This window comes from Actinomadura mexicana (genome assembly GCF_900188105.1).
Classification (GTDB): domain Bacteria; phylum Actinomycetota; class Actinomycetes; order Streptosporangiales; family Streptosporangiaceae; genus Spirillospora; species Spirillospora mexicana.
Genome location: NZ_FZNP01000009.1, coordinates 227,098 through 251,637 on the forward strand (window position 1 = coordinate 227,098; position 24,540 = coordinate 251,637).

Here is a 24,540-nt window from a genome sequence, read left to right on the forward strand (position 1 = left end):
TCGGCTGGGGAACCCTGCAGTTGGCGGTGGGGTTGAGGCCGATGTAGTTGAGCGGACCGGAGGCCAAGGTGATTCCGATCGTGGCGATTCTGGCGCAACTGCCGTCAAACTGGGTGTAGTAGTGGCGCTGTCCCGCGGCGAGCGCTCCTATGATCAGCCAGGCGACGAGCATCCACCGTCCGGACCTCATCGTTACCTCCGGTGACCGCTTCGCCGACCTTGGGGTACGACAGTAACGACAAGATCGTCCATAGTTAAGCAAGTCGGGCCGGGTGTGTCATGTCACCAACGTCTCGCGCGGCCGCTGTGCTCTCGACGAAGCTCTGCCCACCACCGGAAGTCTCCCGACGGCTGGACGTGGTCTCGGGGCTGGATTCCCGGCCCAACCTCATCAAACTGGCACCGACAAGCCGTGCACGCACTCACCGGCGTCATGTCGGACCACAACGCGACCACCGGGGTCCTGGTGACGACATCATCGTTCGGCCGCGCCAGCGAGCAGTTCGCACAGCACAACCGCTTAACCCTCATCAACGGCGCCGAACTCAAGCACCTGCTCAAGAAGCATGCGCCGGTGGCCGGTCCTCAGGTCATGAGAACGGCCGGAGTCACGGCCTGGACGCGGCCGATGTGGAAGACCCTCTCGTCGTCGCGCAGCCGGCACCAGGCGGTGAGGAAGGGGGCGTCGAGACGGATTTTCTCGATCACACGGGTGGTGGGATTGCCCTCGCCGTTGACGTAGTCGATGCCGACGGCAGTGCCCGTCTGCACGGCGTGGACCAGCATGCGCCGTTCGGCAACCGACAGGTGCGGAGCGTGGTCCCCCATGCGGGCCTCGACGACGTCCGCTTCGGCGGGCGGGTCCGGTGGCGTTCCGTGCAGCCGGGCGGCCAGATCGATCGGCGTGCGCGGCCGGGAGGCCTCGTCCTTCCTGGCCGAACGCTTCCTGCGGTGGGAAGGGCGTGCCGGCGCGCGTTCGATGAAGGGTGCGCTACCGTCGCCCGCGCCGACCGGTACGTAACCGGCAGCCCGGAGAGCCACCAGAGTGTGGTTCACCGGCTCGGCGCTGGCGAGCACCGTGGGCGCCAGTTCTCGGAGCTTCAGCCGGCGCAGCCCTCGATGGGCCAGGATCTCGGCGAGCAGCGCGGGGCGGGAGCAGCAGATCGCGCAGGCGAATGCGGTGACAGTGATCTCGCCGTGCCTGCGGGCGACATCGTCGATCAGGTATGCCAGCGGCTGTGGCAGGTCGGTGCCCGCCGCCGCCTCCAGGTCGGAGCGGATCCCTTCGGCGGAGCGGCCCTCGTCCAGGGCGCGCCGCACGCTGGCCATGCTGAACCTCCAGACCGAGGCGATGCCCCGGGATTCGCGATCGGCGACCAGATCCAGGAGTCCCGCCAGCCACGGCGCGGGCGGCCCGGGGACCACGGCCGTGAGGTCACTTTGCAGGAGTACCTGTCCGCAAGTCGCTTCCAGCGCGTCCGCGACGGCCTCATCCAGCGTTGCCGGGGCGTCGGCGCCCACCAGCACGCGTCCGGTCGGAGTGAGCACGCCTTGGGCGAGCACACCGAGCAGTTCCGCTTCTCGCCAGACTGCCGCGATGTAAGGCGGTGCCAGCTCGGCGTCCTCGAACAAAAGCGGGGACCGCCATGTCACCGCCGCGACCAGTCGTTCGGGTCCGGCCGCGCCGTGCCCTCCGGGGAGGTCCGCGAGGCTTTCGAGCACCGCGGCGCGAAGCCGGGGCGCCGCTGGATCGTACGCCCGAGTGTCCAGAGGAGTGCGACGGCCCTCCTCCGGGTGGTCCAGCGTTGGAAGGCGCGGCATCCGCTCCCAGGTACGCAACATGGACGCCAAGCGCGTGGCGGCCGGCATCGGGTCACCGCCTTCAGCCGTCGGGACGAGCGCGCCGTCGCGCCAGTCCAGCAACCCTTCGGCCGCGGCCAGTTCCAGCCAGAGCCGGACGGCGTCCTCGGAACCTCCTGTCCGCCTGGCCATCCGCCGCAACTCTCGGACACCGACGCCACCGGACTTCAGACGGGTCGGCGGCTCCGCGGTGCAGGACCGGAGAACCGCTTCCATCTGCTCTACGGCGCGGGCCGACGCTGCGGCGAACTCCGCCGTCACCGTGCCCTCCGGCGCCGCGGTCGTGCCGACGGACGGCGCGGCCGGTGTGAAGGACGCCTGATAAGACGGGCCGCGCAGCGCCAGTGCCACCTCCGCGGGCATGAGCGGCTCCATCCAGTCGGGCTGGACGAGCAGTCCCCGGGCCAGCGCCCAGGCATATGGGCTTTCCTGGCCGAACAGGTGAATGCCCTGGTAGTCCTCCACGCAGCCGGCGTGCGCGATCTTCTCGATCCGGCGCCGTTCCCGTTGCGGCGCGGCGGCCACGACTCGCCGCACCCGTTCCGCGTCACCCAGGCCTGCGAGAGCCGCGTCCAGCAGCTCCGCCTTGCGCTTCCCTGGTGACTCGACACCCAGACCCCGGACGATCCGGCGGAGATCCTCGACTCTCAGGTGCGGCAGCAGAACGGCGGCCGATGGCCCCAGACCGAGCGGTCCGCCCCCGATCGGCCATTCCCTCAACGGCTCCACGAGATGCAGCAGACCATCCGCCGGCCATACGAGGCCCCGCCGGACGAGTTCGTCCAGCACCCTCTCGAAGTCGTCCGGCGCGGCGCCCAGCAACGCCTCGGCGTCCGCCCTCGCCGCAGTGCCGCCGAGGGCCGCGAGCACCTCCGCGAACTGCACCAACGGCAGATCGCAGGTAGCGAACGCCGCCATGACCCCGCGCGGGCCGGACAGCCGTTCCGCGAGCTCACCCAACGTCAACGGCTCCGGGTCGGCCAACGCGTCCGGCCGCTCGGTCAGCAGGCCGGCGAGCTCCTCCCGGCTCAACCCCGCCAGCCAGGTGCTGAACGAACCCGTCACATCTCGTTCCTTCCGCGCCACCCGCCCACGATGCCACCGCGTGCGGCCGTACGCGAGCCGAACATCAGGTCCGTACCGAGCCGACCGGCGATCTCGGGTGAGCGAGGTAGGCGAATGTGCGCATCATGATGCGCGCCGCTCTGGCCGACGGCCTCGTCAACGGGCTCCTGGCGACCGTCCACCCCTTGAAGGGAGAATCATGACAGCGCCCCGCTCACAGGGATCACGTACCGTCCGTATCCTGCTCGCGACGATCGCTGCCCTTCTCGGGGTCATCGCCGCGCTGGTCGGCGGCATCCTGCAGCGCCTCGACGGCAGCTCACTTCCGCAGTCGTTCCAGTATGGATGCGGAGCGTTCGGAGCCACCGTGCTGCTCTTCTTCGCGCTGTTCTACTTCCTCAACGGCAACGGGCCGGGCGACCGCGCGGCGGCGCCGGGCTCATACTGGGCAGGACGGTGGCCGGGTCGCTCGAAGTGGGCGGCGGTAGCGTGCACAATGCTCTGCACGGCCATCTCGTTCCGGCCGGCTGGTACTCATCTTTCCCGTGGGCGTGAGCATGGACGCTGAGAAGCAAGGGGCCCCACTTCAGCCTGGCCGGCTCGCGAACCTGCGGTCCAGGCTCCGCGACGGGCAGGACCGCCCGCCGGCCTCGGTGTTCGTCGTCGGCACGCTGTTCTCGGGCTCGACGCTGCTCGGGCGCGACATGACCACTCGGATCCGGGGCGCCCACTACGTCGGCGAGCTGAACAACTTCACGCAGATGCCCGAGTACAGCCACAAGGACGCCGGTCGATACTGCGGGCCCTGCTCGCTGCTCGGCAAGGAGTGCCGGCACTTCACGGACGCGCTCCGGGAGCGGGTGTCGTACGACGACATCCTCGGCATGCACCGGCGCTTCGCCCGGTCACTGGGCGTTTCGGTGATCGTCGACGGAAGCAAGTACGTCACCTGGCTCCGGCAGGCGATCGAGCAGCAGCTCGCCGACCCGGCGAACCGGGCACTGATGAACGTGATCGTCACGGCGCGGAACCCGATCGCTTTCGCGATCAGCTACCGGAACCGGACGGGGGAGCCGCTGTGGCGGGGCGCGGGCATCTGGCGGGACACGTACGTGGACGCCCTTCGCACCGTCAACACGTACGGTCTGCCGCACACGGTCGTCCGCTACGAGGACTACATAGCGCGCCCTGAACGGTCGCTGGAGCGGCTGGCCGGCTTCCTGCACCTTCCGCTGGACTCGGAGCCCGACAACGCGAGGATCCACGACACCGGCGGCAACTGGAGCTCCTTCGTCCCGTACGTGGGGAAGGAGCAGCTGGAGGACTACATCCGGCGGCTCGACGGTCCCGGGCGTGCGGAGGCGGAGGACTTCGTGCGGCATGCCCGGGCGTACTGGAACGACGGGAAGCCCCGGGAGGACACCCGCTGGCGACGCGGCTTGGAGACCGGTGAGGTCAACGCGGTCCTCAGCACTCCGGGGCTGACCGACCTGGCGAGCGTCCTCGGCTACAACGTCGCGGAGGTCGTCCACGCGGCCGTCCGGGGTGCGCCGGCGAAGCCCCGCAAACCCATGCCCGCCGCCGAGCAGTGACGCTCGCCGTATCGGCGGGCGCTGCGACGGCCCTGTCGGCTCGTTGCCTGCTCGGCGGTTTCTCAATGGACTGGCACGGAGCGGGATGTGGCGGCACGGGAATGGCGCCGGATACGGACAGAACGTTACGGTCTGGCCTTGAGAGCACGCGTCTGATGCGAGAGCAGCCGACCTTTAATCCTTCGGTTGTGGGTTCGAGTCCAGGCGACCCACCACCTGCGACCATGGCAAATACAGATTGTCGCCTTGTCCGCCGCCCGGTTCGTCCCATTTCGTCCCCTTGCCTGCTACTTGTTGGTGCCGTCGGGGGCCAGCGAGGTCAGCCGAGCTCACGCTGCACCGAAGGTCTTCACCGCACCGGACGCGCTCCGAAGCGCTGGCAGCCGGGTGCCGGGCAGGCGAATCGGCAACGGAAATTACCAGGCGCGGCGGCGTCAGGGGGCGTAACGGTAGCCCATGCCGGGTTCGGTCAGCAGATGGCGGGGCCGGGTCGGGTCTGGTTCCAGTTTGCGGCGGAGCTGGGCCATGTACTGGCGGAGATAGTGGCTCTCCCGAGCGTACGCGGGCCCCCAGACCTCCGTGAGGAGCTGCCGGTGGCCGATCAGCTTGCCGGGGTTGCGCAGCAGGATCTCCAGCAGGTGCCACTCGGTCGGCGTCAGGCGGACGGACGTGCCGTCGGACGTGGTGACGGTCTTGCTCGCCAGGTCGACGGTGTGGTCACCGATGGCGGCCGTGGGCAGGGACTCGCCGGGTCTGGCGCGGCGGGTGACGGCGCGGATGCGGGCGATGAGCTCCTCGATGGTGAAGGGCTTGGTGACATAGTCGTCGGCGCCGGCGTCGAGGGCGTCGACCTTGTCGCGGCTGCCCGCCCGGCCGGACAGGACGATGATCGGGACGTCGGTCCAGCCGCGCAGGCCGTGGATGACGTCGAGGCCCTCGATGTCGGGCAGGCCGAGGTCGAGGATGACCAGGTCGGGCCGCGCGGTACCGGCGAGGCGGAGGGCGGCGGTGCCGTCGGCGGCGGTCTCGACGTCGTAGTCGCGGGCGCGCAGGTTGATGCGCAGGGCCCGCAGTATCTGGGGGTCGTCGTCGACGACGAGGACACGGGTCATGGGCGGTCCGTTCGGGCCGTGCGGGGCAGCGAGACGATCATCGTGAGGCCGCCGCCGGGGGTGTCCTCGGGGACGAGTTCGCCGCTCATCGCCTCGGTGAGCCCGCGGGCGAGGGCGAGGCCGAGACCGGAGCCGGTGTGGTTGTCGCGGTCGGACAGCCGCTGGAACGGCAGGAAGATCCGGTCGTGGTCGGCGGCGGGTACGCCGGGGCCGCGGTCGGCGACGCGCAGTTCGACGCGGTCCCGGATGGCGCCGGCGGTGACCAGGACGGGTTTGCCGGGCGGGTTGTAGCGCAGCGCATTGGTGATCAGGTTGACCAGGACGCGCTGCAGGAGCGCCGGGTCGGCTTCGACCTCGGGGAGGTCGGCGGGGATCCGGACGCTGACGGCGTGCCCGTCGGGTCCGAGCTCGTCGAGCGCGCGGGGAACGACCTCGTCCAGGGCGAGAGGTCGGGCGGCCATGCCGAGGGCGCCGGCCTGCAGCCGACTCATGTCGAGGAGGTCGGCGACGAGGCGGTCGAGCCGGTCGAGGGACTGAGCGGCGGTGTCGAGAAGCTCGGCGCGTTCCTCGTGGGTCCAGCGGATCTCGGTGTTGCCGAGGCTCTCGACGGCGGCCTTCGCGGACGCGAGCGGGGTGCGCAGGTCGTGGCTGACGGCGCTGAGCAGGGCGGTGCGCATCCGGTCCACTGCCTCCAGCGGCCGGGCCCGCTCGGCCTCGGCCTCCAGCCGCTGCGCCTCCAGCGCGGCGACGGCCTGGACGGCGAACGCCTCCAGGATGCGGCGGTCCCCGGCGGTCGGGGGGCGGCCGCGCAGGGCGAGGGCGAGGCCGTCGTCGACGGGGATATCGGTGTCGGCCTCCTCGGGGACGGTGCAGGGACGTCCGCCGACCGCGGCGATGACCTTCCAGTCGGCGGTGGCACCGTGGCCGCTCGGCGCGGGGAGGGCGCCGGGGACGCGTTCCAGGAGGGTGACCGAGTCGAGCCCGAAGGTCTCCCGCAGCCGGCCGAGCAGCGCGTCGAGCGCCCGCTCGCCGCGCAGGACGTTGCCGGCGAGGGTGAACAGCACCTCGGCGTCCGCGCCGAGGCGGGTGGCCTCGCGGGACCTTCGGGCGGCGAGGTCGACGACGCCGCTGACGGCGGCGGCCACCAGCAGGAACACGCCCAGGGCCAGCAGGTTCTCGTGCTGGGCGATGGTGAGGGTGTGCAGGGGCGGGGTGAAGAAGTAGTTCAGCAGGACGGAGCCGGTGACCGCGGCGATCAGGGCCGGCCACATGCCGCCGACGAGCGCGACCCCGACGATGGCGGCGAGGAAGAACATGATGTCGACGGGCAGGGAGAACGCGCCGCGCAGTTCGGTGAGGGTGTAGCTGAGCAGTGGAAGGCCGAGGATCGCGAGGACGAAGCCGGCGAGCCGGCGGCGCGGCGGCAGGGCGGGCCCGGCGGACCGGCGGTGCCGCAGGCCGCGGTGGGCGTGCTCGTGGGTGACCATGTGGACGTCGATCGAGCCGGACAGCGCGGTGGCGGCGACGCCGACGCCGGGGAAGAGAGCCCGAGCGAACCGGTTGCGGCGGGAGACGCCGAGGACGAGCTGCGAGGCGTTGACGGCGCGCGCGAACTCCAGCAGCGCCCTCGGCACGTCGTCGCCGACGACCTGGTGGTAGGTGCCGCCGACGCTCTCGACGAGGTCGCGCTGGCGGGCGAGCCGGTCGGGGCGGGTGCCGGAGAGGCCGTCGCCGCGGATGATGTGCACGGCGAGCAGGTCGGCGCCCTTGGTGCGGGCGGCGATGCGGGACGCGCGGCGGATCAGGGTCTCGCTCTCGGGCCCGCCGGTGAGCGCGACGACGACGCGCTCGCGGGCCTCCCATGTGCGGGCGATGCCGTGGTCGGCGCGGTACCGGTCGAGCTGCTCGTCGACCTTGCCGGCCAGCCACAGCAGGGCCAGCTCGCGGAGGGCGGTGAGGTTGCCGACGCGGAAGTAGTTGGACAGCGCCGCGTCGACCTTCTCGGGCGGGTAGACGTTGCCGTGGGCCATCCGGCGGCGCAGGGCCTCGGCGGACATGTCGACCAGCTCGACCTGGTCGGCGCGGCGCACGACCTCGTCCGGGAGGGTCTCGCGCTGCGCGATCCCGGTGATCTGCTCGACGACGTCGTTCACCGACTCCAGGTGCTGGATGTTGACGGTGGTGACGACGTCGATCCCGGCCTCCAGGATCTCCTCGACGTCCTGCCAGCGCTTGGGGTTGCGGCTGCCCGGGACGTTGGTGTGCGCGAGCTCGTCGATCAGGGCGACCTGAGGAGAGCGGGCGATGACGGCCGCGGCGTCCAACTCGGTGAAATCCGCGCCACGGTAGGCGAGGGTACGGCGCGCGACGATCTCCAGGCCGTCGAGGAGCTCGGCGGTGTGGACGCGACCGTGCGTCTCGACGAAACCGACGACGAGGTCGGTGCCGCGGGCGACGCGCCGCCGGCCCTCGGCGAGCATGGCGTAGGTCTTGCCCACGCCGGGGGCAGCCCCCAGGTAGATGCGGAGCCGCCCTCTGGCCATGGTCGGTCTCGCCCCCTTCAGCCCCGGGACGGGGCGGTCCTGTCGAGGTCGATGTTGAGCTGCAGGACGTTCACCGCCGGCTCCCCCATGAACCCCAGTGCACGTCCGGTCGTGTGCCTGTCGATCAGCACGCGGATCCGGTCGGCGCTCACTCCGCGCGCCCGGGCGACCCGTCCGGCCTGCAGTCTCGCGTACGCGGGTGAGATGTGCGGGTCGAGGCCGCTGCCGCTCGCGGTTACGGCGTCGGCCGGGACCACGGGCCGCGCCGGGGCGCCGCCGCGGACGGGGGTGATGCGGCCCGCGCCGACGTCCTCACCGGGGGCGTGGCACTCGACCTTGACTCCACGGTACGTCGCCAGGAACGGTGTCGCGGGGCACGCCTCGTTGACGCTGACGACCCGCGTCGGGCGGACGACGGCGCCGCTCGCGTCGCGCGGGCCGATCACGGACAGCACCGCGCCCAAACCGCCGCCGGTGCAGTACAGGCGCGACCCGTCCACGCCTTCCCGGGCACCGATCGCCTTGCTGCGCGCGCAGACCTGCGTGAGGAGGCTCTGCCGGGCGTTCGGGTCCGGTTTGCCCGCCTTGACCAGTGCGGGGTCGGGGAGGGTGTCAACGACGTCCTCGGGGCCGAGGTTGCTCGCGCCGGACGCCGTGGGGTCGTAGCCGTCTCCGGCGGCGGACGGACGGCTCTGGAAGTACCGCACGAGCGGGTTCCCGTGCGCGTCGGTGAACGTCTGCCCGATCAGGGCACTGCCGGCGTCCCTGCCGTCCGCGCTGGCCAGGGAGCCGTCGGCCTTGTGCCGGAGCCCGGGCACCTGGGCGACGGCGGTGACGGCCAGCGGATACAGGACGCCGCAGATGACGGTGAAGACCAGCAGGGCGCGGAGGGCCGCCAGATGCCGGCGGGCCCAGGCGGGAAGTGTGTTCATGAGATCCCCGGAATGAACTGGACGATGAGGTCGATCACCTTGATCCCGGCGAACGGGGCGATGACGCCGCTCAGCCCATACAGGGACAGGTTGCGGCGCAGCAGCCGAGACGCCGAGCTCGGCCGGTAGCGGACGCCCCGGAGCGCCAGCGGGATCAGCCCGACGATGACGAGCGCGTTGAACACGACGGCCGAGAGGATCGCCGACTCCGCGCTGGTCAGCCGCATGACGTTCAGCGTCTCCAGACCCGGGAACAGCGTCACGAACAGCGCCGGGATGATCGCGAAGTACTTGGCGATGTCGTTGGCGAGGGAGAACGTGGTCAGCGCGCCCCGGGTGATGAGGAGCTGCTTGCCGATCTCCACGATCTCGATGAGCTTGGTGGGATCGGAGTCGAGATCGACCATGTTCCCGGCCTCCTTGGCGGCGGAGGTGCCGGTGTTCATGGCGACGCCGACGTCCGCCTGGGCGAGGGCCGGCGCGTCGTTGGTCCCGTCGCCGGTCATCGCGACGAGCCGGCCGCCCTCCTGCTCCGCCCTGATGAAGGCGAGCTTGTCCTCCGGCCGGGCCTCGGCGAGGAAGTCGTCCACGCCCGCCTCGTCGGCGATCGCCCGCGCGGTCAGCGGGTTGTCGCCGGTCACCATGATCGTCTTGATGCCCATGGCGCGCATACGGTCGAACCGGACGCGCATGCCCTGCTTGACGACGTCCTTGAGATGGACGACGCCGAGCACCGCCGCGCGCGGCGTCCCGTCCGGGCCGGGGCCGACCTCGCCGACGACCAGCGGGGTACCGCCCGCCGCCCCGATGCCGTCCACCACCTCCCCCAGCGCGGGCGGCACCCGCCCGCCCTGCTCGCGGACCCACGCGGCCACCGCCGCAGCGGCGCCCTTGCGAAGCCGGCGGCCGTCGACGTCGACGCCGGACATCCGGGTCTGCGCGGTGAACGGGATCCAGTCGGCGTGCGCGAGCTCACCCGGGTGCCGTTCCCGCAGCCCGTACGCCTCCTTCGCATAGACGACGATGGAGCGCCCCTCGGGCGTCGCGTCCGCCAGACTCGACAGCTGGGCCGCGTCCGCGAGGGCCTCCTCGGTGACGCCGCCGACCGGGACGAACTCCGCCGCCTGCCGGTTGCCGAGGGTGATGGTGCCGGTCTTGTCCAGCAGCAGGGTGTTGACGTCGCCGGCGGCCTCGACGGCCCGGCCGGACATCGCCAGGACGTTCCGCTGCACCAGCCGGTCCATGCCCGCGATGCCGATGGCGCTGAGCAGCGCGCCGATCGTCGTCGGGATGAGGCAGACGAGCAGGGAGACGAGCACGACGCCGGTGACGCCGTTCCCGTCCAGCGCCGCGCTGTCCGGGACGCCGGGGTTGCCGGCCTTGGCGAGGATCGCGAACGGCTGCATGGTGGCGGTCGCGACCAGAAAGGTGATCGTCAGCGCGGCCAGCAGGATGTTCAGCGCTATCTCGTTGGGTGTCTTCTGCCGGGCGGCGCCCTCCACCAGCCCGATCATCCGGTCGATGAACGACTCGCCCGGCCGCTGGGTGATCACCACGACGATCCGGTCGGACAGCGCCCTCGTCCCGCCGGTCACCGCGCTGCGGTCGCCGCCCGACTCGCGGATCACCGGGGCCGACTCCCCCGTGATCGCGGACTCGTCGACGCTGGCGATGCCCTCGACGACGTCGCCATCGCCCGGGATGATCTGCCCGGCCTCGACCACGACCACATCACCGCGCCTCAGCTCGGCGGCCGGGACCTCCTCCCCGTCCGCGGCGGCCGCGCCGGGCGTCCAGCCGTGCAGCCGCCGCGCGAGCGTGTCCTTCTTGGCCTTGCGCAGCGTGTCGGCCTGGGCCTTGCCGCGTCCCTCGGCGACCGCCTCCGCCAGATTCGCAAAGATCACCGTCAGCCACAGCCACACAGCGATCAGCACCGAGAACGACGACGGGTCCGCGATCGCCAGGACCGTCGTCCACACCGCGCCGACCTCCACGATCAGCATGACGGGGTTGCGCCACAGGACGCGCGGGTCGAGCTTGCGGAGCGCGGCGGGCAGCGACGCCAGCAGTTGCCGGGGGTCGAGCAGGCCGCCGCCCACCAGGCCGGTGTCGGGACGGCCGCCGGGCCGGCGCCCGGGCGCCGGACGCCTTCCGGACGACCGCGTCCTGAGGGTTCGGGGGGGCATCAGTGGATCCCTTCGGCGAGCGGCCCGAGAGCCAGCGCGGGGAAGAACGTCAGGGCGACCAGGACGACCGCCACACCCACGACCAGGCCCACGAACTGCGGACGGTGCGTCGGAAGCGTCCCGGCGGACGCGGGGACCGGGGTCTGCCGGGCCAGCGAACCGGCCAGGGCGAGCACGAGCACGATCGGGAGGAACCGCCCGAGCAGCATCACCAGGCCGAGCGCGACGTCGTAGAACCAGGTCGCGGCCGACAGCCCGGCGAACGCCGACCCGTTGTTGCCGGCCGCCGAGGTGAACGCGTACAGCACCTCGGAGAACCCGTGCGGCCCGCTGTTCAGCATCGACGCGCGCGGCCCGGGGAACGCCGTCGCGACCCCGGCACCGACCAGCACCAGCGCGGGCGTGACCAGGAAGTACAGCGACGCGAACTTGATCTCTCGCGCGCCGATCCGCTTGCCGAGGTACTCGGGCGTCCGGCCGACCATGAGCCCGGCGACGAACACAGCGATCACCGCGAGGACCAGCATCCCGTACAGGCCGGAGCCGACGCCGCCCGGCGCGACCTCACCGAGCATCATGTTCACCAGCAGCATCCCGCCGCCGAGGCTCGTATAGGAGTCGTGCGCCGAGTCGACGGCGCCGGTCGAGGTGAGCGTCGTCGCGGCGGCGAACACCGCCGAGCCGGCGATCCCGAAGCGGGTCTCGGTGCCCTCGGCCGCCGCGCCCGCCGCCTGCGGGACGGTGCCGTGGTGGACGACCTGCGCCGCCGTCGTCGCGCAGACGGCGATCGTCGCCAGCACGGCCATCACCGCGGCGATCGCGTACCCCTGCCGCTTCTGCCCGACGAGCCGGCCGAACGTGCGCGGCAGCGCGGACGCCACCAGCAGCAGTAGGAAGATCTCAATCCAGTTCGTCCAGGCCGCGGGGTTCTCGTACGGATGGGCGGAGTTGGCGTTGTAGAAGCCGCCGCCGTTCGTCCCCAGTTCCTTGATCGCCTCCTGTGAGGCCACCGGCCCGCCCGGGATCGCCTGCCGCTGTCCGGCGATCGTGGTGACGCTGTGCGTGTCCGCGAAGTTCTGCGCGACGCCGCCGGCCAACAGCGCGACCGCGCCGACGACGGCGATGGGCAGCAGGACGCGGAGAGCGCCGCGGGTGAGGTCCACCCAGAAGTTGCCGAGCTCGCCGGTCCGCGTCCGGGCGAACCCCCGGACCAGCGCGACCGCCACGGACATCCCGACCGCCGCCGACACGAAGTTCTGCACCGCGAGACCGGCCATCTGCGTCAGATAGCCCATCGTGGACTCGCCGGAGTACGCCTGCCAGTTGGTGTTGGTGACGAAACTGACGGCGGTGTTCCAGGCGACCTGGTCCCGCACCCCACCGAAACCGAGGTCGTACGGCAGCAGGCCCTGCAGCCGCTGCAACCCGTACAGCACGAGCACCGACACCAGCGAGAACGCCAGGACGCTGCGGGCGTGCACGCCCCACGTCTGCTCGCCCTCCGGATCCACTCCCATGACCTTGTAGAGGGCCCGTTCCACCCGCAGATGCCGGGGCGAGGAGTACACCCGGTACATGTAGTCGCCGAGCGGCACGTGCACCGCGGCGAGCGCCAGGAGCAGAGACGCGATGAACACGATCCCCGCGGTCGCGGAACCCATTCAGAACCTCTCGGGGAAGAGCAACGCGACCACAAGGAAGACCGCCAGCCCGGCGGCGAGCACCAACCCCGCCGCGTTCTCGACGCTCACAGGCGCCCCACCGCCTTCACCACCAGCGCGAGCACCGCGAACACCGCGATGGTCAGCGCCACGAGCACCACGTCTGCCATGACTCCGAGTTCCTCGATCGGCTCTGGACGTGCGTCCGAGCGTTGCCGTTTCCGTCCCGCCGAGGGCCGCCGCCCGCCGGGCCCGACCCGGCTCCCAGCCGTCCCGGCTCCGCAGTGCGCGTTCCCTCAGCCGGTCAACGCGGAACTCCCAAGCAGGCAAGAAGGCCTTCCCTGCCGTCCGTCCGGCGCCGGGCGGTCCACGGCACACCACGCAGAAAACACCCCTCAGCAGGGCAAAAGGCTTATCTTGACGCCATCCCTACGCCCAACCGCGCGATCTTTACGCACTCACTACAGGCACGCCCCCTCCCCCAGATGGGGGCGTGCCTGTCCAGCAGTCGCCGCCGGGGGCGTACGACCCACCGTCGGCCGCAGCGCGACCACCGCCGCCGGCCGGTTCGGCCGGTACCCGCGTTGGCGATGACGACCACTCGTGGCCCGTCATGTTCGCTCATTTCCTGCTCGGCGGTTGAGCAGTACCGCGCGGGACAGGCCGACACCGAGATCGGGCCTGCCCTGACATGACAATTTCGGACTTCCAATCCGTAGGTTGTGGGTTCGAGTCCCACGCGCCCCACCCACCCGTGACCAGGGCGAGCGCGACCGGGTCGCCGTTCCCATCCCGCTCGTCCACTCGCTCGGCTGGGGAATCGCCATGAGCGCGCTCCTCACCGGCTGCGACGTGGACGCGGAGACCTTCGCGGGAGTCGTCCCGCCGGCCCGTAAGATCGACAGTGGGGGGATCGTACGCGGGACGGGCTCACATGTCCGCCCCATGTGACCTGCTCGTCGCGGTGCCCATGGCGCGCATGCTGGCCGAGCGCGGCGGCCGCGGTCCGAGCGCGGAGCGACTGGTGTCGGATCCCGAACTGAGGCGCATGGATTTCGCCTTGCTCGGTTCGGGCTCCCTGGACTGGCTCTCCCTGGCGGTGCGGCTGGAGACCGAGACGGGGGTGGAGTTCCCCGACCAAACCGACGGTGATGTCCGTCCTGGTCGGCCGGACGATCGCGGTGGACCGCCGGGTACGCTACCGCGCGGTCGTCAAGACGCTGAGCCATTCGGCGATGCTCGCCGGTCTGGGGCTCGGCGCGCTCCTCGTCTCGGACGGGTCGAGACGGGCCTTCGAGGTCGGCTTCGCCGTCGAAGGGGTGATGTGGTCGCCATCATGATCACGATGGCGCTCGTGCTTGTGGCCGGGGAGATCTTTTCGGCGGCCGGTACCTGGGGGCTCGTCTACGGTCTCGCCCCAGAGAGTTCACTCGGTCAGTACCAGGGCGTGTTCAGGTTGGGCACCGATGTGAGCATGGTGGCGGCGCCGACGTTGTTCGCCTGGCTGGTGGACGCCGAGAGCCTGCTCGGCTGGGTCGCGCTGGCCGGCGTGTTCCTGGTCGCCGCGGTACTGCTGGTTCCGATCAGCCGGTCGCGGAGACGTCCGGCAGCCGGGTCGCGGCGTCGGCGAGGGGAATGGCCTCCTGTTCGAGCCGGCGGAACGGGGTGGGGCCTGCGGTCGCGATGGTGTCGTATGCGGTGGCCTCGGCTTCGGTGAGGTGCGGCAGGATCGCCGGGGACGCCTTGATGGGGCGACCGGTTGCCCTCCGCCCGGCTCGCCCCGATCCTCCCCATGTCGGCAGCGCCCTCCCGCGGGAGTGAAGCCACAAGCTCGCATCCCGATGGCGGCGCCACCGGTGAGTCAGGTTTTGGCGCGCTGCTGCTTGAGGCGGAGTTCCTCTTCGCGGACTTTGACTCGGATGGCTTGCTCGCGCTCCAGCCAGTCGGGGTTCTCGGCCTTCAAATTCTCGATCTCGGCCGTGGTGAGGGAGCCCGTGATGCCGGCGCGGGCCAGACCTGAGGCGGAGACACGGAGCTTGGCGGCGACGACCTGGCGGGGGTGGGGGCCCTCGCGGCGGAGGTCGGCGAGCCACGACGGCGGGTCGGCCTGGAGCGCGTTCAGTTCGTCCCGGGAGACAGGGCCTTCCTGGAACTCGGTGGGCGCTGCCGACAGCAGGATCCCCAGCTTCTTGGCCGCGGTCGCGGACTTCATGGTCTGCGGGGTCTTCGCCCTGGACGTGCTCATGACCTCAAGGGTAGCCAGCGGAAGGGGGCTGCCCGGACGTGACTAGGCTGAGGGAGTGACCAAAGGTGAGTTCCGCCTGGCCTACGTGCCGGGGGTGACGCCCGAGAAGTGGGCTGGGGTGTGGGCCGAGCGGGTGCGGGATGTACCGCTCCGGCTGGTGCAGCTCCCCGCCGCCGATGTTGTCCCCCTGCTGCGGAACGGTGATGTGGACGCGGCGTTCGTACGCCTGCCCGTCGACCGCGAGGCCCTCCATGTGATCCCGCTGTACCTGGAAACGACCGTCGTGGTGGTGCCCAAGGATCACGCGGTGGCCGCGGTGGAGGAGGTGGAGCTCGCCGATCTCGCCGACGAGGACGTGTTCGAGCCGCTCGACGAGGTCTTGACCTGGGGCGACCGCCCCGGGCAGCCTGCCTTCACCCGTCCTGAGGACACCGCCGAAGCGATCGAGTTGGTGGCGTCGGGGGCCGGCACCCTCCTGCTTCCGCAGTCTCTCGCCCGCCTCCACCACCGCAGAGACCTCACCTACCGCACCGTGACCGACGCTCCTCAGTCCCAGATCGGCCTGGCCTGGCTTGAGGCCGTGACGACCGACCTCATGGAGGAACTGATCGGCATCGTCCGCGGTCGCACTCCCAACAGCTCCCGCGGCCGCAACGCCCGGCAACAGCCCGTCCGCAAGAAGCCGCCGCGCCAGCGCTCCACCCCTAAACACCGCCACCAGAAGCGCCGCCGGACGTGAAGAGAGCCATTGTGGGTGCCGGAGATCCTGTCACCGCATTCAACCCACGAGTGCTTGTGAAAAAGTCGGCGCGGGGTATCCCTTGTGAGAGATACTCCCGAGACGTTCCTTTAGAGATCATAATAATGTGCAGGCGATGCCACATCGCGTGATGCCGGGTGGGGTGTGGGTGGGTGCGTAAGGGTGAGCAACCTTCCTCCACACCGGGATCCGCTGGGAGTTCCTGCCCAGGAGCTGGGGAACCCGGCCCCCTGTCACACGGAAAGCTCGAAAACCGCAGGGCAGACTCCGCGGGTCCCGGTTGCTGGGACGCCTCTCGTCCGGAGCCATTCCTCAAGACGCTGATCGCTGGGCTTCGGCTCCACATGTGGACTGATCTCCAGGCGGACCACGTCCATGCCATTCTGCCGGATCGCGAACCGATGGCGATCGACCAAAAGTTCCACCTCACCGTCGCCATCGACCGTGAACAGCACTGGCCCCGCCTCCACGCCGGAGGCCAGCGATTTCCATGCCAGCGATGTCGCCTCGACCGCCATCCGACGCGGCAAAGGCCATCGCTGCAATTTCCAGGTGATGAGGCGATCGTGCAGATCGCGCTGGCTCGGGGTGCGGGCGAATTCGGCGTCTGCGTTGTCCATAGCGTGCTGGAAGTATGCGCGGGCCTCATCGAGTAGCGGTGTACCGTCCAGTCTCCAGCCGGCCTCGACTCCGCTGGTGAGTCCATGTTCCCGGTCGAAGTTGGCGGAGAATAGGGCTCCGCGGCGGCTGTCGGCAATCGCCCCTTTGGCGTGGGTAAGGGTGTCAGGGACGATTTCCACTCCGGCGTCCGCAAAAGTTCCGGCATCCGCCCGGTGATGAAGGCGATCGTTGAAGACCCGTACCAGCATCCGAACTCGGACACCTCTCCTGGTCGCCTGTTTGACCGGCTCCAGCAGCAATTCGGGGTGCCGACTCATTCCGTTCAGGGACCAAGTCGCCAGCAGGAGTTCCTCCCGGGCGCCGGTGACAATGCGCTGCAGGTGCCGCAGAATATGCTGGTCCTGGCCGTCCGTCCAGATCACCCCGTATGAGGAATCGAATCCCGGCTGGGGCACGGTGCCGGCCCATGCGGCGGGGGAGCGCCGTTCAGCGGTGTACTTCTCATGGTGGGACATTGGCGGGATCTCCCAGGTGCAGCCTTCATGCCACAAGCGGGCGAACAGCCGGGCGAGGCGACGGGCTTCAATGGCGTCGTGGACGAGGACGCCGCTCTCTCCCGTTTTCTCCAGCGCCCGAGTGGTGAAGTTCGCGCTGGTGACAAGCGCTGTCTCGTCGTCAGCCACCGCGAACTTGGCATGGCAGTTCTCATGGCCGCGAACGTAGACCCCACTGCCCACCAGCTTGTCGAAGCGCTTGTGTTCGGCCGGGTCTCTGCGCTCCCCTCCGACGCCCACACCGATGTCCCCGTCTTCGAGTTCGTCGAGCCCTCTGCGCAGGCTTCTGTCGTCGATGGCGGAGATGACGTACACCCCGCCGACCAACCGTTGCGCAGCCGCCACCAGCTCCTGCGCGAGTTCAGCGTCGCCGAGAAAGAAGCTGGCGATGAAGATCTTTCTTCTCGCGCTCTTGACCAGGGATATCAGCGCGTGCCGGATCGACTGGTCGGAGTTGCGGTAGGTGACACAGTGGCGGTTGCCGTCCACGTTCCCACCCGCGGTGAACGGGCGACTCTTCCAGCCCGGCCGATTCAGGAAGTAATCGCCCTCCACCGTTTTGGCTCCCACGTCGATCTCATCGGTCATAGGAGAAGTCATCCTCTCGCAGCATGTATACGGTGCTGTACTCGCGGAGCGTCCACAGGTGCCGCATGAGTTCGGTCCGCCGCAGCGAGCCCCCGACGAGGCCGAAGCGCTGCTCGGCGGTACGCAGGACCTTGTCCACATCCGCAGGCTCCAAGGAGGCAAGGATGCGGGCATGCATCAGGTCGCGGCGCCGGCGCAGCAGCAGACGCACTGCCCGGTCGAGCGCGAAGACTCTGCGGGCCGCCGGTGTCGAAGGTTCGAACCCAACGGTGATCTCGAAGATGGACTCGTCGTCTTGAAGGGTGAATCCGCCGCCGTCCAGGTTCCGCCCGGCCGCGGTGATCTCTGTGGCGGCACGTTCATTGAGGTGGAATGTCCATGCACAGAAGCCGGTCCGCACCGCTTCGATGTCTTCGGAATGCGACGCTCCGAGGGAGACGGACGCGGCCTGGACGCCCGCCGCCGTTTCCAGAACGCCCGCTCGCTCGCACCAGGTTGCCGCGACCGCCGTTCCTCCGGGGAGGTCGATCCGGATGCGGTCGGCGTCCTTGAAGTCATGGACGAAGGCGTGCAACTCGAGCCGATCGGCGCGGACAAGGCCGTGTACCCGGTACGCAGGGCACATTTCACCGATCGGTGCCATGGCCGGCGCGTCAAGGATCTTCTCGACGTCGGAGGGTAGACCAACAAGGCGGCCTTCCGCCGCCATTTCGGCGAGGACCTCATTGGGCCGCCTCCCGAAGAGCCAGTCGGGAACGGGAAAACGCTGGGATTCTCGGATATGCTCGAAATAGGGTCTGTGGGGACTTCTGCGTTTCTTTCCCGGCAGGGGAACGCCAAAGGCGAAGGCGTCACCTGTGTACGGGAGCAGGACAACGTCGCAGGTCGCATCCTCGCGGCGACGGAGCGCAGAGAGGCTCATCATTTCGGCGATCGCCGAAGGGACGGCTGCGTACCAGTGCTGCTCCTGGCGCAGCGCGCCATATTCGGCGAGTCGCTCGATGATCGCGCGCGTCGATTCCTCAGGAAGGTCGGTGACCTCCTGAACGGTCTCGACGGTGATCCAGCCGAGCTCCTGGGCGAGCTCGAGCACGAGCCGCTCAACTGCGGTGATCTCCTCGTCGAGATGCCGCCGTATGGGAATCTTCTGCCACGACAGCACCGGCAGATAGGCTTCGGCCACGACGGCGAGCGCCTTCTCGTCGCGTGTCGCGATGCCGTCGTTCCAGAGGATCTCGACCGCGAGATGCTCCTGGGTCACCCGAAATCCTTAATGACTTTGTAGTCGTTCGAAGCGGAGTCGAATCGGCTGAGCAGGGCCTGGTAGAAGGCAGCCGCCTTGCCGCGGCCGTCGGACTCCGCTCGTCCCGGATTCGTGATCACGCCGGTCCCGAGCCGACTCAGGGTGTCGCGATGACCAACCAGCACCAGAGCACGATGGGCCCGGGTGCAGGCGACATTGAGCCGTCGCAGGTCCTGGAGCCACAGACCGTAGTTCGGCCCCACGTGCTTGCTTGCCCGAGTGAAGCTGATTATCACTAGGTCGCTTTCCTGGCCCTGGCTGCGATCGACCGGGCCTACCACCCGGAATTTCAGCTTGCGAAAGCTTGTGTAACGCGGAAAACCCAGCCTGTTTTTGATCAATGCGGCCTGAGCGGCATAGAAAGAAAGGACACTCACTGACACCTGTTCGTTGCGGTCGAGTCGGCGCTCGTATTGTTCGCAGACGTCCACGACCCACTGGCACTCAAGGTCGTTGACGAAACCGGTGTTCTTCCTCTGCTCCATTGCCCGCTGACCGTAAGCACTGGTGTCGAGCAGGATGACCGGTGCGGTGAATTTTCCGGCTACCAGGGGTACGACGCCGTGTGCGGCGAGGTCCTCCGGGGCAGGGGTGAGGAGGTCGCCTCCATAGACCGGGCCGCGCACGATGTCGGCGATCGGCTCGATCATCCGCCGTTGCATGATGAGGGGTTGCCGCAGGGGCTTGCGGCAACTCTCGACGGCGCGTTGAAACAGGCTCCTCACCAGATAATCCCGCATGGTGAGCAGGACGCGCCGGTCGGTGTCGGAATCTCCGCAGGATGTCGATCTGCGGGTCGCCTCGCGAGCCTTCTTGAAGTCCTTTCTGTAGATCTCATCCCACCCGCCGGACCCAACCAGGTTCTCGGCGTACTGGGTGACTTCTGGAACCCGATATGCGCGCAGGTCCTCATCCTTCTCCCACAGGTTGGCCAGTTTCCGTACCGCGTCCTCGATCGACGGTGCGTCCCCGCGCTCGGCCCGCGCGATGGCCGCCAGGGCGTGCAGGTGTCTCTCGTCGAGATTGTCCACGTGCGGAGGAAGCTGCTTCTCGTCTCCTACGAGCACCCATCTGCGAGCACGGACGGCACCGATAAGGAATTCGCTGTCCGTGACGCGGCTGGCCTCGTCCACGATGAGCGTGTCGAAATCGGCATGGCGGACGAGGTCGCTGCCACGGCCGACGATTCCGGTGGTCGTGGCGCACACCAGGTTGGCGGTCCGGCCGTAGGCGATGTCGATCTCGGCGGCGATCTGCTCGTCCGAGAGGGATGCATTGAGCTCGAACCATCGTCGCTCGAACTTGATGAGATGCGGGATGAGGGTGTGGCGATTCCGGATCGCGTCAATCCGGGTGGCCAGGTCCTCCGCCATAGGTAGACCATCGAAGCCCAGGCTCTCGAGGGCAGGGCCGATCGAATCCGTCATCAACTCAAGGCGACTTTCCGCCTCTGCAAGGCGTTCTTGCGCCTCGGCGACCAACTGTTCGTTCCGCACGCGGTCGGACGCGGCCGCCGTGTCCAGTCGCACGATCTCTTCGTGCGTTCGCTCCTCCCGCCGGCGCAGCAGCCCGAGATCTCGTTCCCGCCTAGTGATGGCCGCCAGTTCGCGACTCGCCGCCGCGAGGTCTGGCAGGTTGAGCCACTCCGGGAGGTCGGACGTACGGACGGGGTCACGCAGAAAGGCGTCGAGGCGCCGGGCCAGGTCATCGACCTGTGATTCGACGGGGAAGACGGCCAGCCCCACCGCCCGCAGCGAGCTCTGCCATGCGTGGACGCTCCTCCGATGCACCTGGCTCGCCGCATCGACCTGTCTCAGGGCATGTTCGCGTCGTCGGTGGGTTTCCTCCCGCCACTCGGCCAGCAGCGTCTCTCGCCTGCGCAGCAGTTCCTTACGCCACTCCTCCGCGCGCGACCACTCTGAGCGCGCCCGGGCCGAGGCTTCCCACGCGGCGGCACGGTGCCGATACCACTCGGCAAGATTGGGATCCTGCCGCCCGAAGAGCGTGTCGATGAAGCTGCCGAAGCTTCCGCGCTGCAGCCGGATCGTTTTGATCATTTGCAGCGCGTGGTGCACCCGTTGCCCTTGCTCGGCGGTCTTCCGCTGAGCCCTGGCAATGCGTTCGGCGGTGGCACGGATCTGTTCGTCCAGCGGAGTGAGCGCCACGATATCGGCTTGCGCGAGATCGCGGAGAACGCCTTCTTGCCTGGCCAGTTCGGAACGGGCGGACTTAGACTCGTGACGCGCGTGCTCCAGTTCCTCCGCGGCTCTCGCCAACCGCTGCAACCCTTCGACGTACCGGGAGATACGGCTCTGGGCCCGCTGCCGCCGTTGGGTCCACGCATCCTCTTCGGCTGCCGCTTCGTTCAGCCGGGCCCGAGTATCGGCCAGTTGCCGGGCCAGGGCGCCGGCACGCTCGTCGTACTGACTCTGGGCCTGGGCGAGGAGGTCATGCCCGTCCCGCATCTCTGTCTGCGCTCGTTGGGCGGCTTCGCGGACGACGTTCACGTCGGGGAGCAGCGCTTGGAGTCGCTCGGCCGCCTTCAGCTCGGACTCCAGGCGGTGATACTCGGTGTCCCACCCGGCTGCCCGCGAGAACTCGGGTCGTCGCACCCGCAGGTTGGGCGTCAAGGCCATCTGGTCGGGCAGGAACCGCCGCAGGTCCTCGTCGACCTTGAGCTCGTTCCAGGTCAGTCTGAGGGCGCGGATCCCCGGTTTGTCGCCCACCCTGCGCAGGGCCTCGTCGATGGCCGCGTGTGTGGGGGCCAGCAGCAGCACCCGCTCGCCGCGGGCGACGAGCTGGCGCACCAGCTCGGAGATCACCGAGGTCTTACCGGTCCCCGGAGGTCCCTGGATCATGAAGGCGTGGGGTGTGCTCATCGCCCCTGTCACGGCCTTGCGCTGCTCGTCGTTGAGGGCGGGGGTGCCGGGATCGAGATCGCAGAAGAACCGGTCTGGGCGGACGATCTGGGAAGCGGCGAGTTCCAGAGCCTTGGTGTCACAGAGCAGGTTCACCAGATCCGCCCAGTCACCGGAGACATCGCCCCTCATGAACGCATCGAGCGCGGACTGGTGCTGCCGCATCCCGAAGCGGGAGTTTCTGCTGATCCGTAACGGGGCATCGGGCAGGGGAACCGCAGGGCGCTCGACGAAGAGCAGGCCCTGCCCGCTGTCGACGACCTTGGTGTTAACCGAGAACGGCCCCGCGGTGAGCGTCACGCGGGCGTCGTCGAAGTCGCGTGTGTTCCCCTCCAGTTGCAGCGCCAGCAACGGTGACTCGTCGTCAGCGCCGGATCGTCGATCGGAATCCACGATCGTGCAGGGTGCCTCGATGCATTCGTTTTCGGCCCGTAGCTTGAGCAACTCGAGGAGCGCGCGTAGTGCTCCATAGCGGCGTCCGGCCAGAGCACTGAGGTCGGCGGACCGTGCCGGAGTTCGCTGCTGGTGCCTGGACGTGAGGGCGCGTTCGGCTGCCTTACGCCGCGCGGCCTGCCGCTCCTGGCCGACGGCGTCCAGCAGGGCGGGCAGATCGCACGGGCGCTCGTCCCAGAGCCGGTCGAAGGTCACCTTGCAGGTGAACCAACCCGTCCGCGGGAGCATCCTGTCGGATTGCCGGACGGAAGCCACGACCGCCAACCGGTGTTGCCCTTCCTTGGCCTTCCGGTCGAGCAGCCGGAGCAGGTACTTCTCCCCGAAGAAGTCGTAGTACCGGCGCTCACCGGGGGCCCGGGCCAGCACCGCGGCGGCACTGAGGTCGGCGGCCACTGCGTCGAGATCCACGCCGGTGAACTGGCTCGGGTCGAAGCTCAGCCTGATCTCGCCCAACGAGGCCGTCAGTCGGCCGCGGCGCAGTTCCTCAAGTTCGTCGACCCAATGCCGGGGAGGGGCGAGCCGCGGCTCGACGCGATCCCACTTGGCCATCAAACATCCCGGACGAACCGCAGGGTTCTGCAGAGCGCGTCGATGTCCTCACCCGGTTGGTGCAGGGACCACAGAGCCCGCAGGCACCGAAGCGCAAGATCGCGCAGCTGGTCGCAGTCACGCGCGGACACAGTGCGGTTCCCATGAGCGAGGACGGATTTGTTGCGCGCCTCGGTGAGTCGGGAGAGATAGCTAATGCCCTTGACGTCGCGGACGTTGATGCGTTCCAGCATCGAGTCACCGAGGACGTGCAGCAGGACGGCCGAATCCATGAACCCGATCCTGGTGGGGAGGGCCGTCACCGGCGGTCTCTTCATCCGGCGCAGAATTTCGTTGAACCTCCTGAGAAGTTCATCGCGTGGAACGTCGATCAGCTCGTAGTCGGCATCGCCGGTGTCGAATCCCTTGAGCGCACAGTCGAGGCGCTGCTGAAAACATCCCTCCACGGTCCGGTAATAAAGCAGAGCAGCGAAGTCGGTGCGTCCCAGACCACGATAATGCTCGCCCAGCACATAGAAATTCGGCATCCCGCGCAAGTCGCCCGCCTCGGTCAGCTGGGCGATGTAGGCGAGCTGCTCCGACAGCTGGGTGGCGGCGGCGCTGCTGACGCGAGTGAGGGGGTCGGCCAATCCCTTCGCCACCTGGTCGCTCAGCACAGGCAGCCGCGGCAGGTCGAGATCGGTCCAGGCCTGGTACAGCGCGGACAGGTCACGCAAAAGCCTGGCGCGACTGGGCTCGGTCATCGACTCGGCGAGGACGGCGAACTTCTCCTGAGCGACGGCGAAGGCACCGCTGCGGAAGGTTTCCAGGGCGGAGTCCATCTCCTGGTCGCCAAAGATCGTTGTCGGGTTCTCCAAGATGAGCAGCCTCTCGGTACCGGGAATAGGCTGGCGCATCTCGCTGTCGTAACTGCTGTCGATGTAGCAGAGCCGCAGGTCGAGCTGCCATGCCACCAGGGCCGCCGCGGCGCTCATCACCTTCTTCCCGCCGGTGATGTCGATCATCGCGGACAGCCGCCGCCCGTCCTCTGCAAGGTTTCCGACCTCTTCCTTGACCAACCGGTAGATGGCCAGAGGGTCGGTCCCATCACAGGGCTTATGACGGAAGTGGCGCATGGGGAGCCGCTCACCGAGCAGATTGTCGGCTATCACGTCGATGCTCTTCTCGGTGGTCGCCGAGGAGATGACGAACAAACGTTTGGGCTGTAGCAGCTCGAAGGCCAGGATCGTGGTGGCCGGTGAGAAGCCGGACAGGCTCACCAGCAGGTCGACCTGCGGGCTCTCCCAAGCCTTGGAGTTCTTGCGCGCACGCTCTATGACCTCGGGGAACAGTTCGGTGAGGCGAAAACGCGTCGCCTGCTCGGATGGGGATCCGTCACCGTAGGTCTCCAGGCCGCGAAAGATCCTTTTCATTCGATCAACTTGCTCATCAAATGCCGCCACTGCGCGAAGATATCCACCCGGAGCGGACACAAGCCCGACAAGAGCCTCAAACTTAATCATTTCGAAATAGAATCGAATTCTATTAGCACTGTCAGCAGTGAACTATTGATCACTACTGACCGGCCAGGGCGGGCGTCGGAACGCCTCCCTGGCCGG

The 24,540-nt window shown here is 68.9% G+C and carries 17 protein-coding genes and 1 pseudogene; 5 read left to right on the top strand and 13 right to left on the bottom strand.

Annotated elements, in window-relative coordinates; genetic code table 11:
- Positions 1-274: 274 nt before the first annotated feature.
- Positions 275-547 (top strand): annotated as a pseudogene (locus CHC11_RS43935) (restriction endonuclease); the annotation flags it as partial.
- Between the two features lie 38 nt (positions 548-585).
- On the opposite strand, the gene CHC11_RS42165 reads toward CHC11_RS43935, so the two are convergent.
- Complete coding sequence (locus CHC11_RS42165) at positions 586-2,925, bottom strand: helicase-associated domain-containing protein (RefSeq protein WP_089314058.1); 2,340 nt, start codon at positions 2,923-2,925, stop codon at positions 586-588.
- A gap of 199 nt (positions 2,926-3,124) precedes the next feature.
- On the opposite strand from CHC11_RS42165, the gene CHC11_RS40515 reads away from it, so the two are divergent.
- Entirely contained in the window at positions 3,125-3,493 is a 369-nt protein-coding gene (locus CHC11_RS40515; protein ID WP_143227224.1) for a hypothetical protein, read from the top strand.
- Positions 3,483-4,517: a sulfotransferase family protein gene (locus CHC11_RS24080; protein ID WP_143227235.1), complete on the top strand. Its 1,035-nt coding sequence runs from the start codon at positions 3,483-3,485 to the stop codon at positions 4,515-4,517. Before CHC11_RS40515 ends, CHC11_RS24080 begins: the two co-directional genes overlap by 11 nt.
- A 434-nt stretch (positions 4,518-4,951) precedes the next feature.
- Here the strand turns inward: CHC11_RS24080 and CHC11_RS24085 are convergent, their stop codons facing one another.
- From CHC11_RS24085 to kdpF, 6 genes are read right to left on the bottom strand one after another with little or no spacing between them, the layout of a single operon-like run.
- Entirely contained in the window at positions 4,952-5,629 is a 678-nt protein-coding gene (locus CHC11_RS24085; protein WP_089314060.1) for a response regulator, read from the bottom strand.
- Positions 5,626-8,172, bottom strand: coding sequence for a sensor histidine kinase (locus CHC11_RS24090; protein WP_089314061.1), 2,547 nt, complete (start codon positions 8,170-8,172; stop codon positions 5,626-5,628). The genes CHC11_RS24085 and CHC11_RS24090 overlap by 4 nt, the downstream gene beginning before the upstream one ends.
- Positions 8,173-8,189: 17 nt before the next feature.
- On the bottom strand, positions 8,190-9,104 hold the full coding sequence (locus CHC11_RS24095; protein WP_089314062.1) for a potassium-transporting ATPase subunit C: 915 nt from the start codon (positions 9,102-9,104) through the stop codon (positions 8,190-8,192).
- Positions 9,101-11,290, bottom strand: a complete 2,190-nt coding sequence (gene kdpB, locus CHC11_RS24100) for a potassium-transporting ATPase subunit KdpB (protein ID WP_089314063.1) — start codon at positions 11,288-11,290, stop codon at positions 9,101-9,103. The genes CHC11_RS24095 and kdpB overlap by 4 nt, the downstream gene beginning before the upstream one ends.
- Positions 11,290-12,951 carry a potassium-transporting ATPase subunit KdpA gene (gene kdpA / locus CHC11_RS24105; RefSeq protein WP_089314064.1) on the bottom strand — a complete coding sequence of 554 codons (1,662 nt, stop codon included), beginning with the start codon at positions 12,949-12,951 and terminating at the stop codon, positions 11,290-11,292. Before kdpA ends, kdpB begins: the two co-directional genes overlap by 1 nt.
- Positions 12,952-13,041 (bottom strand): K(+)-transporting ATPase subunit F, encoded by a 90-nt coding sequence (gene kdpF / locus CHC11_RS40520; RefSeq protein ID WP_143227241.1) that lies wholly within the window; start codon positions 13,039-13,041, stop codon positions 12,952-12,954.
- Positions 13,042-14,102: 1,061 nt separating this feature from the next.
- Here kdpF and CHC11_RS24115 point away from each other — a divergent pair.
- The gene (locus tag CHC11_RS24115) at positions 14,103-14,291 is read left to right on the top strand and encodes a hypothetical protein (protein WP_089314066.1); all 189 of its coding nucleotides are present in this window, start codon (positions 14,103-14,105) and stop codon (positions 14,289-14,291) included.
- A 243-nt stretch (positions 14,292-14,534) separates the two neighbouring features.
- On the opposite strand, the gene CHC11_RS24120 is transcribed toward CHC11_RS24115, so the two are convergent.
- Together CHC11_RS24120 and CHC11_RS24125 are read right to left on the bottom strand one after the other, a co-directional pair.
- Positions 14,535-14,780 carry a Wadjet anti-phage system protein JetD domain-containing protein gene (locus CHC11_RS24120; RefSeq protein ID WP_089314067.1) on the bottom strand — a complete coding sequence of 82 codons (246 nt, stop codon included), beginning with the start codon at positions 14,778-14,780 and terminating at the stop codon, positions 14,535-14,537.
- A 32-nt stretch (positions 14,781-14,812) separates the two neighbouring features.
- Positions 14,813-15,196 (bottom strand): DUF5997 family protein, encoded by a 384-nt coding sequence (locus CHC11_RS24125; RefSeq protein ID WP_218826221.1) that lies wholly within the window; start codon positions 15,194-15,196, stop codon positions 14,813-14,815.
- A gap of 55 nt (positions 15,197-15,251) precedes the next feature.
- Between CHC11_RS24125 and CHC11_RS24130 the strand changes: the two genes are divergently transcribed.
- Entirely contained in the window at positions 15,252-15,935 is a 684-nt protein-coding gene (locus CHC11_RS24130; RefSeq protein WP_245919674.1) for a LysR family transcriptional regulator substrate-binding protein, read from the top strand.
- 254 nt (positions 15,936-16,189) lie between these two features.
- Here the strand turns inward: CHC11_RS24130 and CHC11_RS24135 are convergent, their stop codons facing one another.
- The 4 genes from CHC11_RS24135 to CHC11_RS24145 are packed head-to-tail and all read right to left on the bottom strand — an operon-like array spanning position 16,190 to position 24,384.
- On the bottom strand, positions 16,190-17,719 hold the full coding sequence (locus tag CHC11_RS24135; RefSeq protein WP_179278972.1) for a phospholipase D-like domain-containing protein: 1,530 nt from the start codon (positions 17,717-17,719) through the stop codon (positions 16,190-16,192).
- Entirely contained in the window at positions 17,709-18,980 is a 1,272-nt protein-coding gene (locus tag CHC11_RS41560; RefSeq protein ID WP_179278973.1) for a hypothetical protein, read from the bottom strand. The genes CHC11_RS24135 and CHC11_RS41560 overlap by 11 nt, the downstream gene beginning before the upstream one ends.
- Positions 18,977-22,942: a DEAD/DEAH box helicase gene (locus CHC11_RS24140; protein WP_089314069.1), complete on the bottom strand. Its 3,966-nt coding sequence runs from the start codon at positions 22,940-22,942 to the stop codon at positions 18,977-18,979. The genes CHC11_RS41560 and CHC11_RS24140 overlap by 4 nt, the downstream gene beginning before the upstream one ends.
- A complete protein-coding gene (locus CHC11_RS24145; protein WP_179278974.1) occupies positions 22,942-24,384 on the bottom strand; it encodes a hypothetical protein in 1,443 nt (480 codons plus the stop codon). The genes CHC11_RS24140 and CHC11_RS24145 overlap by 1 nt, the downstream gene beginning before the upstream one ends.
- Positions 24,385-24,540 lie beyond the last annotated feature (156 nt).

Excerpts from the sequence above, each read along its gene's own strand:
- CHC11_RS24095 (WP_089314062.1), bottom strand. The coding sequence starts at position 9,104 with ATGAACACACTTCCCGCCTGGGCCCGCCGGCATCTGGCGGCCCTCCGC.
- kdpA (WP_089314064.1), bottom strand. The coding sequence starts at position 12,951 with ATGGGTTCCGCGACCGCGGGGATCGTGTTCATCGCGTCTCTGCTCCTG.
- CHC11_RS24140 (WP_089314069.1), bottom strand. The coding sequence starts at position 22,942 with ATGGCCAAGTGGGATCGCGTCGAGCCGCGGCTCGCCCCTCCCCGGCAT.
- CHC11_RS24080 (WP_143227235.1), top strand. The coding sequence starts at position 3,483 with ATGGACGCTGAGAAGCAAGGGGCCCCACTTCAGCCTGGCCGGCTCGCG.
- CHC11_RS24115 (WP_089314066.1), top strand. The coding sequence starts at position 14,103 with ATGTCCGTCCTGGTCGGCCGGACGATCGCGGTGGACCGCCGGGTACGC.
- kdpB (WP_089314063.1), bottom strand. The coding sequence starts at position 11,290 with ATGCCCCCCCGAACCCTCAGGACGCGGTCGTCCGGAAGGCGTCCGGCG.
- CHC11_RS24085 (WP_089314060.1), bottom strand. The coding sequence starts at position 5,629 with ATGACCCGTGTCCTCGTCGTCGACGACGACCCCCAGATACTGCGGGCC.
- CHC11_RS24090 (WP_089314061.1), bottom strand. The coding sequence starts at position 8,172 with ATGGCCAGAGGGCGGCTCCGCATCTACCTGGGGGCTGCCCCCGGCGTG.
- CHC11_RS40515 (WP_143227224.1), top strand. The coding sequence starts at position 3,125 with ATGACAGCGCCCCGCTCACAGGGATCACGTACCGTCCGTATCCTGCTC.
- CHC11_RS24125 (WP_218826221.1), bottom strand. The coding sequence starts at position 15,196 with ATGAGCACGTCCAGGGCGAAGACCCCGCAGACCATGAAGTCCGCGACC.
- CHC11_RS24135 (WP_179278972.1), bottom strand. The coding sequence starts at position 17,719 with ATGACCGATGAGATCGACGTGGGAGCCAAAACGGTGGAGGGCGATTAC.